This window comes from Larkinella bovis (assembly GCF_042655385.1).
Lineage (GTDB): Bacteria > Bacteroidota > Bacteroidia > Cytophagales > Spirosomataceae > Larkinella > Larkinella bovis.
This window is the reverse complement of sequence record NZ_JBHSMA010000002.1, coordinates 325,198-343,719: the sequence shown is the minus strand read 5'-3', so window position 1 is coordinate 343,719 and position 18,522 is coordinate 325,198. Positions and strand designations below refer to the sequence as shown.

Below are 18,522 nucleotides of genomic sequence, written 5' to 3'. Positions count from 1 at the left end.
TTCTTCCAGTAACACTCATCATGGCAATTGCTCTATGATATTGAATGAGTTCGAATTCAGAATGTTCCTCGGATGCTCAATCATGATGTTAAAGATGATATCCGTTTCATTATTCTGCCCCTGGAAGATCGTGACACCATTCATGTTTACATCCGCACTATGATAGCCATTGAGGACGTACGAATTCGCGTTCAATATGTTACCTGGACTCGTGATGACCTGGTTGAACACCTCATCCACATCCGTTAGTTGTCCCTGGAATACGGTACGGTCGTTTCGATCCGCATTTCCGCCCCATAAAACGTAGTAGCCCGGTGCCCATGAGATATCGCGTCTTTCAACGTTACCATACAGGGCGGCAGAATTGGGATCGGTATCATGCCATATTTCGGTGGGCGTTAGTTTCCGGAAGTCGACAGTCATCGTGGGCGCCCCCAGACCCAGCCGACGCGTGGTTTGCGTCATGACCCCCAGGTGGTTCCGATGCCGAACGGCAACATAATAATCATCCGCATTCATGTGACTGATGTTCAGGCAGGATAAGCCGTCAACATCCACAATTTTCCCATTTCTCAATACAAGCGCTGAGCGCGTATACTGAACAACTGATGGATTCGCCTTACTGCGGAATTCCAGGAACACCCAGTCAACGACCGAGTTCTCACCCCGATCAGCCAGGGCTACAGCCGGATTCACGATCGTTTCACTATACGGATTAGCCACATGGGTATACGTCGAATTGTAGGGCGCCATCCGGTAGGGGTCCTGGAGCGGAATGATACCAAGCGCTCTCAAATCATCACGCATCAGCGGTTCACCGGCACCATTGGTTACCGGATTTGTTGGCCAAACGCCAATGTCATTGACAAGAGCTCCCTGCAGGTAAACATAGGCGTCGAGACAAGCGGCACAATCGCCGAGTGTCAAACTCACCACCTGGCTGATCGTACAACCGTGGGCATCCGTTACCGTTGCGGTATAGCTGCCGGCAGCCAAGGTCGTCAGATTCGCGACGACACCACTGGCGCTGGTCACTGTGGTCGTGTACGGTGCGGTACCACCACTGATCTGCACAACCGCAATGCTACCGCTCGTCATCGATGTACAGGTCGGCTGACCATACTGCACATTGATTTCCAATCCAGTCGGCTGGATCACAATCAGGGTATCAGCCACCACGCAGGAGTTCGAACTTGTCCGGGTTACCAAATAGGTTCCTCCCGGTACATTCAGCGTCAGGGGCACATTTCCTGTCGTCTGACCCATCACCGTATTCGAACCGGCCAGGCGGACAACATACTGGTCAGTAGCGATACCGGGGGTTGGTACGTAGACCAGCGTCCCTGAACTGCTGGCACACTGTGCGTCGGTTTTCGACCAGCCCGCAATTGGCGTAGTGCCCTGCGTATTGATCAGGATATTGGTTTTAGCCACCGAACAACCATTGGCATCCTGGACGGTCACCGCATACGAACCGGTCGGCAGATTCGGAAAGGCCGGTGTACGGCTGCTGGTCGTCAGGGTGATATACCCGTTGACCGTGTAAATAAACGGAGCGGTTCCGCCGGACACGTTCAGGGTAATCGAGCCATTGCTGGCACCGCAACCTGAAACATCCGTTGCCGTCGCGGTTACCTGCATGACGGTCGTATCGTTATGAGGAATTGTCGCCTCCACAATCGACCGGCAAGTGGTTGTCCCTCCCGAAACAGAGAAGACATAGTCTCCCGCAGGCAGACCGTTGATCAGGACGGGCCCGGCGCTTGCTACGGCTTGCATTCCAACTGCCGCGCCCGTCCAGGCCACCGTATAGGGAGCCATTCCACCCGCGATCGTCAGAACCGCACTACCGTTTGAGGCCGTACAGCTGGCACCCGTGGTCATGTTCAGGTTCACAACCGGCCCACCGATTTCACTCACATGGATGACATCCACATACTGACATGCGTTGTAAACACCGTTCTGCGTCGTTACCGTCGCCGTGACGCTGTACGTTCCGGATGCCAGACCCGTAATGGTTGATCCATTCTGGCCATTGCTCCACAGATAGGTTACAAAGGAACCAGCCGGAGTGCCCAGCAGTGTAGCCGTTGCCGTACCGCCCGCTGTGCCACATTGGGTATCCAGTACGGTTTTGTCGAAACTCAGGTTCGGACACAGTTGCGGGCAGGGTGGTACTGTAATCAGCACACTGCTAATCCCGGTACAACTGTTTGCGTCGGTCACCCGGACGGTGTAGGCACCGGCAGCCAGGGCATTCAGGTTACTTACAATCTGGTTCTGGCTGTTCAGTACCGTGACGGTATAGGGCTGTGTACCTCCACTAATCTGCACCACCTGAATTTTACCGTCGTGATTGCTGGCACCACCCGGCGCACAGGTTTCACCAATGTACTGTACGTTAAAGTCGATACCATCCGGTGAGTTGATGGTGAACGATTGGTACGAACTGATACAAGTATTGTCCCGCCGTTCGATGACGTACGTACCACGGGAAACCGCAAGGGTCGTGGCCGTATTGCCAGGTACCGTCGCAATCAGGGTCGTTCCACCGAGCAACACCCGGTAGCTAACCGTTGCCGCCTGACCACCCGCGAACGTTAAGGTTCCCGTATTATCCGGGCAGAGGGCATTTTGTGCCGTCCAACCCGCCACAGCCGGTCCACCCGTTGTTGCGATGGTAGTCGGGATAGACGTCGTACACCCATTGGCCGCCGTCACACCGATGGTGTAATAACCGGCTGGCAGATTGGGAATCGTCAGCAAACCGGATGCCTGCGTACTATACGGAGTACCGTTCAGTGTGAAATTATAGTTTGGCGTACCGCCAGAAACCGTGATGGCAAGCTGACCGTTGCTGGCGTCGCAGCTACCCACGTTAGTCGGCGTTACCGTCACCGTCATATCGGCAGAAGTAGAAACCGGTACCGTGACATTCATCACGCCTTTACAACCGGAACCCGCTCCGGTTACGACAAAGGTGTAGCTCCCCGGTGCCAGGTTAGAAATCAGGACGGACGACGGGTTTGGAGCCGCCTGCGTACCACTGACCGGACCAGTCCAGCTAACCGTGTACGGAGCCGTACCAGCAGCAATGCTCAGCGATACCATACCCGTATTGACCGAGCAGCGTGATGGCGTAATGGCCAGGACGGCAGGAATCGGACCGCCAATTTCGTTGACGTTAACAGTGCCAACGTACTGACAACCGACGGAACTGCCTTCCGGTGAAGCCGATACAGTTGCAGTAACGTTATAAACGCCGGAGCTCAAGCCGAAAGCGGTCGGGCCATTTTGTCCATTGCTCCAGGTGTAGTTCACGAAACTTCCCGCCGATAAACCGCCCAATGAAGCTGTCGCCGTTCCGTCGCTGGTACCGCAATTGGCATCGACGACCACGGTATTGAGCGGCAAGGCAGGGCAAATTTTCTGACAGTCCGGAATCGTGATCAGCAATTGTTGAATCCCTGCACAACCATTCGCATCGCGTACTTCGACGACATAGTTTCCGGCCGCCAGCACATTTGCATTGCTCACCACAGCATTGTTGCTATCGAGAATCCGGACCGTATACGGAGCCTCGCCCCCTTCGATCTGCACTACCCGGATTTTCCCATCGGCCTGGGCCGAGCCATCCGGTGAGCAGGTAGCTGCCGTGTACTGAACGTTGAAGTCCAGCCCCGTCGGACCGTTGATGATAAGCGTGTCCACCGAGGTACAATTATCGACCGTACTTGTCCGGATGATTGCGTAGGAACCGGCGCTCAGCACCAGCGTTCTTGCCTGGTTACCTCCTACTGTTGCCACGGTGCCTCCGGTTTCAACGCTGGTCACTCTATATTGCGTGGTAGCGGGTTGCCCGCCGGCATATACCAGCGTAGCAACATCATTCGGACAGGTCGCATCGGTTGCTGTCCAGCCCGTTACAGCGGGGGCACCAGCGTCCTCAATAAGCACCGGCACTTCAGCCGCCGTACAACCATCCGCACTGACCACACTGACCACATACGAACCAGCCACTACATTATTCAGCGTAAAGGTCGGTAATGACGAAGTCCCGACTACCTGACCATTGAGCAGGTAGGTAAAGGGGGCTGTTACACCTGGTTGCAGGGTTACAGTATACTGAATACGACCGGTTGGCGATCCACAAGTTGTGGTGTTCGTCGGCGTTGCCGTCACCGAAATCCGTCCGGAATCATCACGTGGGATATGAACCGGCAGGTAGCCCGAGCAACTTTCCCCATTGACGGTACTGGTGATTCGGAACACATAATTACCCGCCGGCAAACCGGTCACCGTCTGATTCCCCAGATTAGCCGCTGTCAGCGAACCGCTGACCGGTCCGGTATACGAAATCACGAACGGTGCGGTTCCTGTCTGAACGTTCAGCGTCACCTGACCATTGTTATTTGCCGGACAACTAGCGCCGATAACACCGGCTTGAACAACGACCGGACCGCCCATGTCGTTGACGTTCACCGTGTCGACAACGATACATCCGTTCAGGTAAGTCGATCCTGGTACATTTGTAACCGTAGCCGTTACCGAGTAAACCCCTGCGACCAAACCAGTAATCTGCGGCCCACTCGCGCCATTGCTCCAGTTATACCCAACCGATGAACCGGCTGGTAACCCACCCACAAGGGCTTGAGCGCGTCCATCGTTGGCGCCACAATTGGCATCGACAACCGCCGTGCTGATCGGGAAGTTACAGGGTGGTGGGCTACAACTCCGGACAACAATCGTCGCTACTGCCGTCGCACTGCCGCAACCGGTCACGGCCGATGTATACAGCACGCGGAAGGTCCCCGCCTGCGAAACGATGCCGTTAAAGATTGACCCAGTCAACGCGTTGCTACTGGTCAGTTCCGCAAATGTACCCCCTGCCGGGAAGCGGGTTGATAAATCAACGAACTCATTGTTGCAGATCGATAACAGGATGTTGCTCACAGCCGGCGGAAGTGGTGCTACAGTCACAGATGTCGACGTTGACGCTGTAGCCGTACACCCATCCGCATTCGTGATCAAGACCGTATAGATGCCGCTATTGACTAGGGCTGAGCTGGCAATGCCTGCCGTCGGCAACGTTGTTGTTGTACTGAAATTAGGCCCACTCCACACATAGGTATAGGATCCTGCCGGACTCACCGTTACGGACAGGCTTAATGGGCTGCCCACGCAAACCACCGGCGTATTGGCGGCTATGGTCGCTGCAAGGCTACAGCCCGGGCAATTTGTCGGGGCGGCAATTTCAATCACCTGAGCCTCACAGGTTCCATTCGAAACCGTGATACTGACCGGCGTTCCGAGCGGAATGCCGGCAATGGTCTGCGTTACCGTATTTAGAACACCCACACCCGATGTGGCTATCACCGTTACCCCAACCGGGGCGGTATATTTCACACTGTAAGTTGTTCCGTTGCAACTCGTGCCAGCAATGCTCACCAGGGGAATAGTACAGGTCGCTGTACATGATTCCGGGCTGGCAACGACCGCACTCACCGAATTACAGCCGGCCATCGTGGCAACGACCGTCACGTTCGTGCCTACCACGCCCGATACGACCCCATTGAGAACCGTACCGCCGAAGACTGTCAAAACCGCACCATTTGTTGCCGTTACACTGGCAATATAGCTGGCTCCATTCACACAGACGGCCTGGCCCACCGACAACTCCGCCAGCGCCGTACATCCCACGGGTGGTGTACACGTCTGGGGTGCCAGCACCGTCGTGCTGGTCACGGCCCCACAGGCACTCGTGGCCGTGATCACGATATTGGTGCCTGCGGCAAGGCCACTAATGGTTTGTGTTGCGGTATTGATCGTGCCCGAACTGGCCGTAACACTAGCTCCCATGCTGACTGTATAAGTCACACTGTAGCTGGTACCGGTCACCGTGTTACAAACCGGACCTGATACCGTCAGAACCGGTGCCATACAAGGCGGGCAGTTCGTCGGCGCAGCGATATCAATAATCTGCGCCGGGCAACTGCCGTTGGCTACTGTTAAGCTCACCGGCGTATTCAACGGAATATTCGTAATAGTCTGCGTGCCTGCTTTGACAAGACCCACGCTCGAAGTCACAGTCACCCCGGCCGGTGCCGTGTATTTCACACTGTAGCTATTAACACCACAGACGGTTCCGGCTATACTCACTAACGGATTGACACAGGCTGTCGTACACGATACCGGACTGGCAATGATGGCGGTCTGCGAGTCGCATCCTGCCACGTTGGCAACGACCGTTACACTTGTACCCACCGTGCCCGTTATTACGTTACCATTAATTGTACCACCCGAGACGCTCAGGGTAGCTCCTGAATTAGCCGTCACACTCACCAGATAAGTCGTACCATCGAGACAGACGGCCTGACCTACGGATAAACCGGCCGTCAGTGTACAGCCAACCGGCACCGTACAGTTGGGAGCCACGACCGTCGAACTGGTAATACCGCTACAGGAACTGGTAGCGGTCACGATCAAATTCTGCCCCGCAGGGATACCGGTGATCATTTGTGTAACCGTATTGATCGTACCCACGTTAGCCGTGACAATGGCTCCTATACTGGCAATGTAATGGATGGAATACGTATTGGTAGCTGTGTCACAAACCGGACCCATTACCGTCAACACCGGTTTCTCACAGGGTATACAGTCTGTTGGTAGCACCAACGTAGCTGATCCCACCGCCACACACCCATTGGCATCGGTGATCGTCAGACTGTAGACGCCCGCAGCCACACCCTGCAGACTCGCACTCGTCGCGCCATTACTCCACAGATAGGTGTAAGGAGCCCTACCGCCCTGAAGGCTTACCAGCGTGATAGTGCCCGTCGTACTGCCACAGGCAAGCGTGCTGGCAGATAACTCTCCCACCAAAGCCGCCGGTTGCGTCACCGATACCGCCCCACTCACTTTACAGCCGTTGGCATCGGTGACCACCACACTGTAGACGCCTGCCAGCAACCCGCTCACACTGGCACTCGTGGCCCCAGTGCTCCACAGGTAGCTGTAGGGAGCTGTACCCCCGCTGGCCACCGCCAGAGCTACGCCCGTCGCCGAACCGTTACACATCACTGCCGTAAAGCTTGCCGTTACGCTCGGTCCGGACAGGTCGTTCACCGTCACACTGTTGGTAACCATACAACCATTACCGTCCGTTACCGTTACACTATATACGCCGGCCACTAACCCGCTGATACTGCTGGTCGTGGCTCCAGTATTCCATCTATAACTCAGTGGGACCGCGCCACCTGTCGCCGTTACCGTTGCCGTGCCGATAGCCTGACCACAGGCCGAAGCCGTGCTGCTGATGGTGCTGGTTAGACTACCCGGCACACTGGGTATCGTCACCAGTATCACATCTGAACAACCAGCTCCGTCGGTTACCGTCACGCTGTAGGCACCAGCTGTCACACCACTCAGAGTGCTGCCCGTGGCCCCAGTACTCCACACATAACTCAGCGGAGTTGTTCCCCCGGTCGCCGTCACACTGGCTGCCCCATTGGTTCCTACGCAGGTCGCCGGGGTGATTGACAGAACCGTTACCTGAGGCCCGTCCACATTCCCGATAGCAACCGTCTGCGTCGTACTACAACCAGCCGCATCCGTCACCGTCACCGTATAGCTACCCGGCAACAACGCACTTAAGCTGCTACTGACGGCTCCCGTATTCCACATATATTGATACGGAGCCGTGCCCCCGCTGGCAGTAATGATTATACTACCATCCGGTTGACCACAGTGCGCATTGGTAGTCACCACATTCACCGATGGCGGGGCTACACTGCCCGTCACCGATACGACCTGACTGGCTGAACACCCATTGGCATCACTCACCACGACGGTATAGCTGCCCGCTGCCAGACTGTTCAGGTTCGACACTACGCCCGATGCGCCCGTTACCACCGTTGTCAGCACACCCGTGCCGCCCCGCTGATTGACCACCGTCAGACTGCCTGCCGTCCCACAGGAACCGTTCCGCACCGAGACATTGAAGTCGATGCCTTCCGGCGCCATCAGACTCACTACCGTACTGCTGCTACAACCCGATACGGAGGCCCGCACCTCGTAAGGACCTTCGCCCACTGTGAAACTCGTACCACTGCTCACCAAGCCACTACCCAGCGCGTATAGATCATACACAACCCCAGCCTGCGGATTCACCACATTGATTACACCGGAACTACCCGCACACACTGGTTGTATCGTCATCACCGCCAGCGCTGGACCGCCCGTCACCGGAACTGTCACCGCCGTCGTCGAACTGCCGCAGGATGCATTATTCGCAATCGAGACCGTCACCGGGTAACTGCCACCTGACAGACCGGCGAACGTCGCACTCGTGCCCGTCACTACCGCCGACTGACCACCTACGCTCACACTATAACTGCTCACACCGGCAACCGCCCCCCAACTCACCGTCACACTGCCCGTCGAACCGGTACAGGAACTGGCAGTGGCCACTGCCACCGGGTTAAGGCTCACTGCACCCGCCGACTCGATCACAAAGTCCGTCACCGATGTACAGCCGTTGGCATCCTGAACCGTCACACTGTACAAACCGGCCGACAGACCCGACAGACTCACTACCCCCGAACTGACCACTACATTACCCGTGCCGGCCCCGGCATAACTGACCGTCAGGCTACCCGCGCCGGTCACACTCAGACTAGCCACTCCTGTACTGGCAGCACAGGCCGAGGGTGTTGTCGAAAGCACATTCACCTCGGCTCCGTCGACTTCACTCAACGAGGTCACCGCACTGTAGCTGCACACCGCCGACCCACTCGTCACCGTCACACTCACACTATAACTTCCGGCCGCTAAGCCACTGACACTCCATCCATTCGTCGCCACCACCGCATTGGTCGCTACATTCCGCCAGGTGCTTGTGACTACACTTCCCCCGGCCAGCGTGCCCGACAACGTTGCTGTCAACCTGCCGTTGGCCTGACCACACTGCGGATTGACTCCTACCAGGGAAATATCCCGTGATTCACAGCAATCCGTTGGTAGCACCAGCGTAGCCGATCCCACCGCCACACACCCATTGGCATCGGTGATCGTCAGACTGTAGACGCCCGCAGCCACACCCTGCAGACTCGCACTCGTCGCGCCATTACTCCACAGATAGGTGTAAGGAGCCCTACCGCCCTGAAGGCTTACCAGCGTGATAGTGCCCGTCGTACTGCCACAGGCAAGCGTGCTGGCAGATAACTCTCCCACCAAAGCCGCCGGTTGCGTCACCGATACCGCCCCACTCACTTTACAGCCGTTGGCATCGGTGACCACCACACTGTAGACGCCTGCCAGCAACCCGCTCACACTGGCACTCGTGGCCCCAGTGCTCCACAGGTAGCTGTAGGGAGCCGTACCCCCACTGACCACCGCCAGGGCTGTACCAGTACTACTGCCAGTACAACTCACCGCTGTTCCGCTGGCTACTAACGTCGGCCCTGCAAGATCATTAATTGTCACTGTGGCCGATACTGAGCATTGATTCGCATCTGTTATCACCACATTATAAACGCCCGCTACCAGGCCGCTTACGCTGGCTGTGGTAGCACCCGTATTCCACAAATAACTATAAGGAGCCGTGCCGCCACTGGCCGTCACACTCGCTACACCTATCGCCTGCCCACAAGCCGAGGCTGTACTGGACGCCACAGTTGTCAGGTCACCCGGGGTGCTTTCCACTTCCACCGAGATGACATCGAAACAACCCGTCGCATCCATTACCGTTACACTATATACACCCGCCACCAGACCGCCGACAGCAGCACCCGATGCACCCGTATCCCATAAATACGTGTAGGGGGCCGTACCACCCGTTGCCACCACACTGGCTGCACCCGTGGCTCCCAGACACGTAGCTGGCGTTGTCGACACAACGGCTAACTGCGGTCCTTCCACGTTGCCGATGATCGCCAGTGCTGTTGTGCTACAACCCACCGCATCGGTCACTATCACACTATAGCTACCCGGGGCTACACCTGTCAACACGGCATTCGTTGCACCGTCGCTCCACGCGTAGCTATAGGGAGCCGTACCCCCACTGGCCGTCACCGTCGCCCCACCATCACTCTGACCACAGTGTGCGTTCGTCGCAACGACATTTAGCCCAAAACCCTGGCAGCAAACCGTTACCGTTATTGGGTCAGTCATCACCGCCGACGAACTACATCCTGTGGCAGAAGTAGCAACGACCGTATAACTGCCGCTAGCCGTCGCCAGTGCATTGGTAATGGTTACACTTGCCCCGGTCGCTGTAAAATTATTCGGACCACCCCAGGTGAAGGTATAGCTACCGGCTGGAGTAGCGGATGCGTTTAATACAAAACTGCCCCCTACGCAGACCGAGCCGCTACTAACGAGCGCGGTCACGCTTGGCAGCTGGTTTATGGTTACCGTGGTCGAGGCTACTCCTGTACAGCCGTTGCCTCCCGTAATGACTACCGAATAAACTCCGGCGTTACTTAGCTGCGCATTCGTAATGATGGCTGTTGGCAGGCTGGTTACTGTCGAGAAATTCGGGCCACTCCAGGAATAGCTCGTTCCCCCTGCGGTAGCTTCCAGCGTAACTGTCTCCCCAACGCAGATGGTCGCCGGAGTTGCCGTTGCAACCGGAGCGCTACCCACCGTCACCGTGGTCGATTGTACGGTAGTACAATTGTTGGCATCCGTTGCAACTACAGTATACGTATGAATTCCACTGGTCGTAGCTGTTGCGGTTACTGCCTGCCCGGTCTGGACAAAGCCATCCGATCCTGTCCAGCTGTACGTGAGTGGAGCAGTTCCGCCAAGGGCCACGGCACTGAGATTGATGGGCTGCCCGATACATACTACGGTTGGTGTAGTCGACGCCGTCAGCGTGAGATTGGCACCACCCGTCAGCGTCACCACATTGGCAAATGTACAACCACGGCTATCACCCAGGGTTACAGTATAGCTGCCCGAGGTCAAGGCCGTTAAGTCAGTCACCACGCCCGTTGCTCCCGTGACCGTATACGTATACGGGGCAGTACCTCCAACGGGTTGAACAACCGCCAGGCTACCCGATGCCGGCGCGGCACAGCTTGGGTTCTGGTATTGAATATTGAAATCCAGTCCATCTGGTTGGGTAACGGTAACGGTGGTTACCGACACACAAGAGGTAGACGTCGTTTTCGAAATCAGATAAGTTCCTCCGGGAACCGAATACGAAGCGGCCACATTCCCGGCTGTATGACCAATTTCGGTGGCTGTCCCGGCAATCGTGACAACATATTCATCGGAGGCTACGCCCGTACCTGCAAATTGGATGGTACCATTTTCAGCCGGACAAAGCGCATTGGCAGCAGTCCAACCCGCAATCGTAGATGGACCAGCCGGGTTGATCAACACGTTTTCACGATTGACGACGCATCCGTTGGCATCCATTACCTCCACGGCATAGACCCCTGCCGGCAAGCTCTGCACCGAGAACGTCCGGGTGGCACTTACCCCCTGAACATAGCCATTAACACTGTAGGTAAAGGGCCCAGTACCGCCAGAAACAGATATTGTTAGCCTTCCATCCGAAGCCCCACAGCCACTGGCTGCCGTTGGATTGACGGCCAGGGTAAATCCATTGGGCGTCCGGGTCGGAATCACGACATCAATCAGCGATTTACAGGTTGAATTGCTACCCGTTACGGTGAAAACATAGCTACCCGCTGGCAAACCGGCAATATTCAGCAAGCCCGCATTGGCAGCGTTTTGAGAACCCGAAGCCGCCCCGGTCCAGGAAATAGTATAGGGGGCTGTACCGCCCTGAATATTCAGAGCAACCGACCCGTTGGCCGTTGTACAGCTGGCACCCGCCGTTGCCGAAACACTGGCGATCGGCCCACTGATGTCGTTCACCGTGATCGTATCGACATACATACAACCCGCATAAATCGTGTTATCGGCAAACAACGTAGCCGTTACGGAGTATACGCCTGATGTCAGGCCGGAAATCGTTGGGCCATTTTGTCCATTGCTCCATTGGTAGGTCGGGGTCGCACCCGATGGCATATTCAGCAATTCGGCAATGGCGCTGCCACTCGCTTCCCCGCACTTAGTATCCACCACGGATGTATTGAACGCCAGTGGGGGACATTTCAAAGCACAGGGCGGTACCGTCACCAGAGCATCCTCGTTGCCCGGACAACCATTGGCATCCACAACGGATACATAATAGTTACCCGCCAGCAGATTGGTAAGGTTGGGCCCGGCAAAGCTTTGTCCCTTATTGTTGATGACCAAAACCGTATAGGGCGCAGTCCCGCCGTTTATCTGAATAACATTGAGAATACCATTGCCATTGCCAACACCGCCCGGCCCGCAGGTTTCGGCGACGTATTGAACGTTGAAATCAATGCCTTCTGGGCCGGTAATCGTAAAGTTCTGGAACGATGTACAGGTGCCATTCGTCAATTCGACCGTGTAAATCCCCTGAGGCAAAGTATACACCACGGGCCCGGTTGCATTTTCTGGTGTTGTAGCTACCTGAGTTCCACCGAGCAATACCCGATACGTTCCGGCACCACTTCCTCCGGCGTAGGTAAGGGTTCCGTTATTCGTTGCACAAAGAGCACTTTGCGAGCTCCAGCCTGAAACTACCGGAGCTCCTGTTTCCTGAATGATCACCTGGCGTTCGGTTTCGCAACCATTGGCCCCACTCGTTACCCCAACGGTATACACACCCGCCGGCAGGTTCGGAATGACCACCGTATTCACGGAAACCGAGGTATAGGCAACGCCATTCAGGGAGAATATATACGCAGGACCACTTCCCGAAGCGGTCAGGTTAATCGACCCATCCTGTGCCCCACAACCCGAAGCTGGATTAGGCGTTGCAGTCAAGGTTATACTGCTGCTCGAAGAAACCGGAATCGTTACATCCAGAACCGTTTGACAGTCTGAATCACTGCCTTTGAAAGTGAAGACATAGTCGCCAGGGGCCAGTCCTGTTTGCGTAAACTGAAAGGGCGTTGTTCCATTCACCGAGCGAGAGCTACTCATTGCTCCGCTCCAGGTAACCGTAAACGGCCCGGTGCCACTCGTAATGCTAAACGAAACCGTGCCTGTATTGGCCGCACAGCTGGATGGATTAATGATGCCCGGCGCAACAACCGGACCACTAATCTGGTTAACGTTAACCTTCTCAACGTATGCACAACCAACAAAAGAACCCGTTAAAATGGTCGCCGTGACCGAATAGACCCCAGAAGCCAGACCGTTGACATTCTTCCCAAAGAACCCGTTACTCCACTGATAATCGACCTCGCTCTCATCGTAGGCTCCCAATTGCGCCACCGCCCGACCGTCGGTTGCCGTACAGTTGGCATCCACGACGAACGTATTCATCGGAACAACCGGACATTCCAGCTGGCAATCCGGAACCGTTACAAACACATTTTCTACCCCCGAGCATCCTTTCGAATCAACCACCTGGATTGCATAAATACCGGGCGCAACGGCCTGCAGGTTTGAGACAACCTGATTCTGAGCATTCCGAACCGCGATGGTATAGGGTGGTGTTCCGCCCGAAATCTGTATAATGCTAATGCTTCCATCATTGTTGGCAACTCCGCCCGGACCACAAGTCACCTTGGTATACTGGACATTGAAATCCAGGCCTTCCGGACGGTTGATCGTCACGCTTGTGAAGGATTCACAATTTGATCCGGTCACCGTTTGCTCAATAGTGTACGTACCTGCCGGTAACACCAGCGTGGTGGAGGTTGCTCCGCTTACATTATTGGCAACAACTGAGCCCGAAGCAGCCTCCCGGATCCGGAACGTGGCAGTAGGTTGCCCTCCGGCAAACACGAGCTTGCCCTGGTCACTCGGACAATTCGGGTCAACGGCGGTCCAGCCGGCAATGGCCGGGACTCCGGTGTCCTGAATAACAACCGGGACATCCGCAGCCGAACATCCTTCGGCCGAACTGACTCCTACTGTATAGGTCCCCGCTAGCAAGCCGTTTATCATATACGTCGGCAAGGATGAGGTAGCAATTTCGACTCCATTCAGAGAGAAGGAGAACGGTCCTGTTACCCCAACCGCGGGGGTAGCCGTAATCTGAATGCTACCCGTCGCCGAACCGCAGACGGTAGCATTGGTCGGAGTCGCGGTCAACGTAATTCGGTCGCTGTTGTCTCGCGGAATGGTTACACTCAGGAATGAGGAGCAAGCCGTATTACTGGTTGCACTAGTAATTTCGAATGTATATTGTCCGGCAGCCAGATTCGGGATGGTCGTCGTCCCCAGGTTCACACCGGTCTGCGTACCAGTGGCCGCTCCATTCCAGCTAATCCGGAACGGTCCGGTGCCACTGGTTATTTCAATAGCGACGGCACCATTGGCCCCCATACAGTCGGCGGCAGAAATCAGGTCGATCTCAGCAACCGGGCCGCCGATTTCATTAACCTGAATTTGTTCGACAACTGTACAGGTCCCTACAGGTGTGGATATAGTGGCTGTAACGGAATAAACGCCCGCTGCCAATCCGGTCACGGATGGGCCGGTTTTGCCATTGCTCCAGGCATAACCGACGGTAGTGCCCGTGGTTGGCAGCCCCCCCAGTGAAAACGTCGCCCGCCCATCGCTGTTGCCGCAGGTAGCGTCCACGACCGCCGAGCTGATCGGATAGTTACAGGGTGGGACCGAACAATCCCGGACGATGATAGTGGTCATAGCCACATCGATCGGGCAACCGTTGCCACCCACGGAGTAGAGTACCGTGAACGAGCCAACCCCCGAGGTAATACCATTGAAAACGGAACCCGTCAAGGACCCATTCAGGGCGCTAAAGGAACCGCCAGAAGTGAAATACGTTGCCAGGTCAACCGTCTCGTTGTTACAGATTGACAGAATAACATCGTTGCCAGCAGACGGTGCAGAACTAACCGTTACACTCACACTGGCCGTAGCCGCACAACCAGCCCCATCGGTAACGGTCACACTATAAATACCCGCAGCCGCTGCCGTGGCTGGTGTGATGGTTGGATTTGCGGTGTTGTCGGCAAAACCGTTAGGGCCCCTCCAAACATAGGTTAATGGGGTGGCGACCGATGCCGTCGTGCTGTTGCCTGCTGTGACCGCCAGATTGAAGGTTCCCCCTTCACAGGCCACAATCGCGTTCCCGGCCGTGGCCGTCAGCGAGCAGCAATTCGTTGGCAAAACCAGCGTAGCGGATCCAATGGCAAGACACCCATTAGCATCAGCCACCGTCAAACTGTATAAGCCCGCGACTACACCCACCAGATTCTGACTTACCGAGCCGTTGCTCCATTGATAACTGTAGGGGGCCGTACCACCCTCTATACTCACTACCGTAATTTCTCCCGTTGTATTGCCGCACACAATCGTGCTGGCCGACAGCTCCGCCACAATCACCGCTGGTTCACTAATTTTTACCCAACCGCTGGCCTGGCAACCGTTCGCATCCCGTACAATTACACTGTATGCACCAGCCGCCAGACCGCTGACGCTGCTACTGGTAGCTCCATTACTCCACAGATAGGTGTAAGGAGCCGTACCGCCACTGGCCACTGCCAGAGCCAGCCCCGTTGAGGTACTGTTACAGCTCACCGCCGTGTTGCTGACTACCACACTCGGCCCGGCCAGGTCGCTGATGGTAACCTGGTTGGTTACAAAACAGCCGTTCCCGTCGGTTACTGTCACACTATAGGCTCCCGCAACCAGGCCACTGATGCCGGCCGTGGTCGCGCCGTTACTCCATCGATAGGTAAAAGGGGTCGCACCACCACTGGCCGTCACAGAAGCTATACCCGTGGCCTGACCACAGGCCGAAGGTGTGCTGGCAATGGAACTTGTCAGATTGCCCGGCGTACTGTCGATGTCCACCGCAAGTACATCCCGACAGCCCGTTGCATCGGCGACCGTCACACTGTAGGTGCCGGCAACTACTCCATTGAGTACACTGCCTGTGGCACCCGTGCTCCAGGTGTAACTATAAGGAGTTGTCCCCCCACTCGCCGTCACACTGGCCACGCCCGTTGCTCCCACGCAGGTGGCCGGGGTCGTCGAAATCACCGCTAATTGAGGTCCGGCCACATTCCCGATCGTTACCAGCGCGGTCGTGCTGCAACCAATCGCGTCGGTCACGACTACTGAATAACTACCTGGTGCTAGCCCACTCACCACGCTGGTCGAAGCTCCCTGGCTCCACGCATAGGTATAGGGCGCCGTCCCACCACTGGCGGTAATGGTAGCTCCCCCATCCGACTGGCCGCAATGTGCATTGCTCGTCACCTGGTTCAAGGCAAAATTTATACAACAGTTGGCCACCACCACCGGCACGACTGCTGTTCCCGAACAACCGGCGGCATCCGTCACCACCACCGTATAGCTTCCACTCTGCGTTACTCCCGCACTGGCCGAAACCGTCGGGGTAGCGCCCGATCCGGCATAGCCGTTGGGACCCGTCCAGGCGTAGGTATAATTGCCGATCGGAACCACCGACGCCGACAGACTCAATGGAGAACCCACGCAAACCGTGGCGCTGTTCGCAACAGCTGTTACTTCCAGACCCGGTGTCACCACAATCTCGCAGGTGATCGTCGTCGAGGACGGACACGAAGCCGGAGCGGGCGAAGTCGCCCAGATTTTATAGGTATACGTCAGCGAAGTTGGGCCGGTGTTGATAAAACTCTGGCTGATGTCACCCGTGCCGCTGGCGGGGGCCGGGGTGGTGGGGGTGCGCTCCCAGTGGATCGTTGAACCGGGTATGCTTGAGATAAAGGTGATGTTTCCCGTTTGGCCCGAGCAGATCGTCAGCGAACAAACCGAGGGCGTGATGACCGGACGGGGATTAACCGTTACGATGGTCGTAACGGTATTGCTTTCACAGCCGGAGACACTCGGAATATAGGCCGTGTAGGTATACGATTCAGGCGCTGTACCAGTAGCCGTAGGAAAGTCCTGTACATTACCGATACCAATACGGTTGCCTGGCATCCGGTCCCAGCGTACGGTTTCGCCCGACGGAGTTGTCGTATAATTAATGGCTACTTCTTCGCCCGAGCAAATACTCAGATTGGTAACCGAAGCAGTCAGCGAACTAGGCTGCACTCCCGGAACTTCAATGATGGTCTGAGCAGAAGACGTTGCATAGGCCCAGTTATCAATATACCGTTCATCTCCCCACGTCCCATTTGAAGTACAGGTAGTGGGATAATTCCAGCCATGCACGCCACTACTACTATTGGCTCCCGCTGTAGCACTTAGTGGATTGGTCGGAATGGCATCCGGACATCGCCCTGTCGTCGTCAGGTAGCTATCATCCCAGTATAGGTTTGAATCAGGGGCGCCCGCTCCATTCTGTCGGGTTACAGCCAGGGAACCCAATCCTTCAACATCCCACATAGTAAAATGGATCTCCGCTTCCCGATCAATCAGAACGCGGGCCTGCACTGCCTGAACACAACTTATGAGCGCCCCCGTACCATCTCTGCCATCCCAGGCAATGGTATTGGAACCGCTCAACGCATTGAAGGGAATGGTTCGGTCTACCGCATCCGTATAGCTTCCATTGTGATTGGCATCGATCTGAAAGAGGGCGTTTCCAGAGAAGTTGACCACCATAAACGAGAAATTGCCCGCCCGGTTCGTCAATGAGGACGATGAAAATGTAAGCCCGGAAATGGATGGGGTCTGAATTGTTGGATTAATCCAGTCGATAACCTGCTGTCCGGTGGTGTAATTCCAACGATTCGCACTCGCAGGCACGCCATTTGGTGTATTGAAGAAGATTTTATATAACCCTCCACAGTCGTCATTGGGTGGCGTAAAGCCGGGGTCGCTCCCTTCCATACTACGGTATGCCGACAAACAGGAGTTGGGTAATCGTACGCCGTACGCATCCGCTGAGATGTTCGCATAAATTCCCCGGAAGCCTTTATAAGCGGCCAGATACCGATACCCGTATTCGCTAACAAACTGAAGATCAAAATCGTGGGTATTACCGCCATCATAGGTAGTCAATTTTTTCACATAGACCCGCCCGGGTATATTGGTATTATTCGCCTGACGTACATTGACTTGCCAATTCACCTTTGCCGTAAATGTCCCCGTGTTACCTGCGATGGGAGTCCTGACAATTCGGATGGTGTAAATCCCGGTTGCGGATGCCGTAATGGAGCTTGAACACGGAGTATTGATGGCCGCGCCTGCGGCCATCGTACAGGTAGAAATCTGTCCGGTTGGGCTATAGATCGTAACCGAATAAGCGGCATCTACCCCATTGGTCGCTTTGGATATGTTCCATTGGAGTCTTTCGCCGGTTCCGACATAGGCATAAATATCCTGATTGGTATGCAGCCAGGTGCCGGGCACATCATCTGCTATTCCTTCTGCCCGGGTTTGGGAAATGGTCTGCCAGCCTGATAGACAGATCAGGCAATAACCCAGCAAATGAAGTACGACGTGCCACGTTGACCGGCGAGATGAACGCACCATCTTATTACCCTTTGGGGCAAGGGAGGC

1 protein-coding gene is annotated in these 18,522 nt (G+C 55.8%); it reads right to left on the bottom strand.

Annotated elements, in window-relative coordinates; genetic code table 11:
• Positions 1 to 18: 18 nt before the first annotated feature.
• A complete protein-coding gene (locus ACFPMF_RS08620) occupies positions 19 to 18,495 on the bottom strand; it encodes a hypothetical protein (RefSeq protein WP_379843198.1) in 18,477 nt (6,158 codons plus the stop codon).
• Positions 18,496 to 18,522 lie beyond the last annotated feature (27 nt).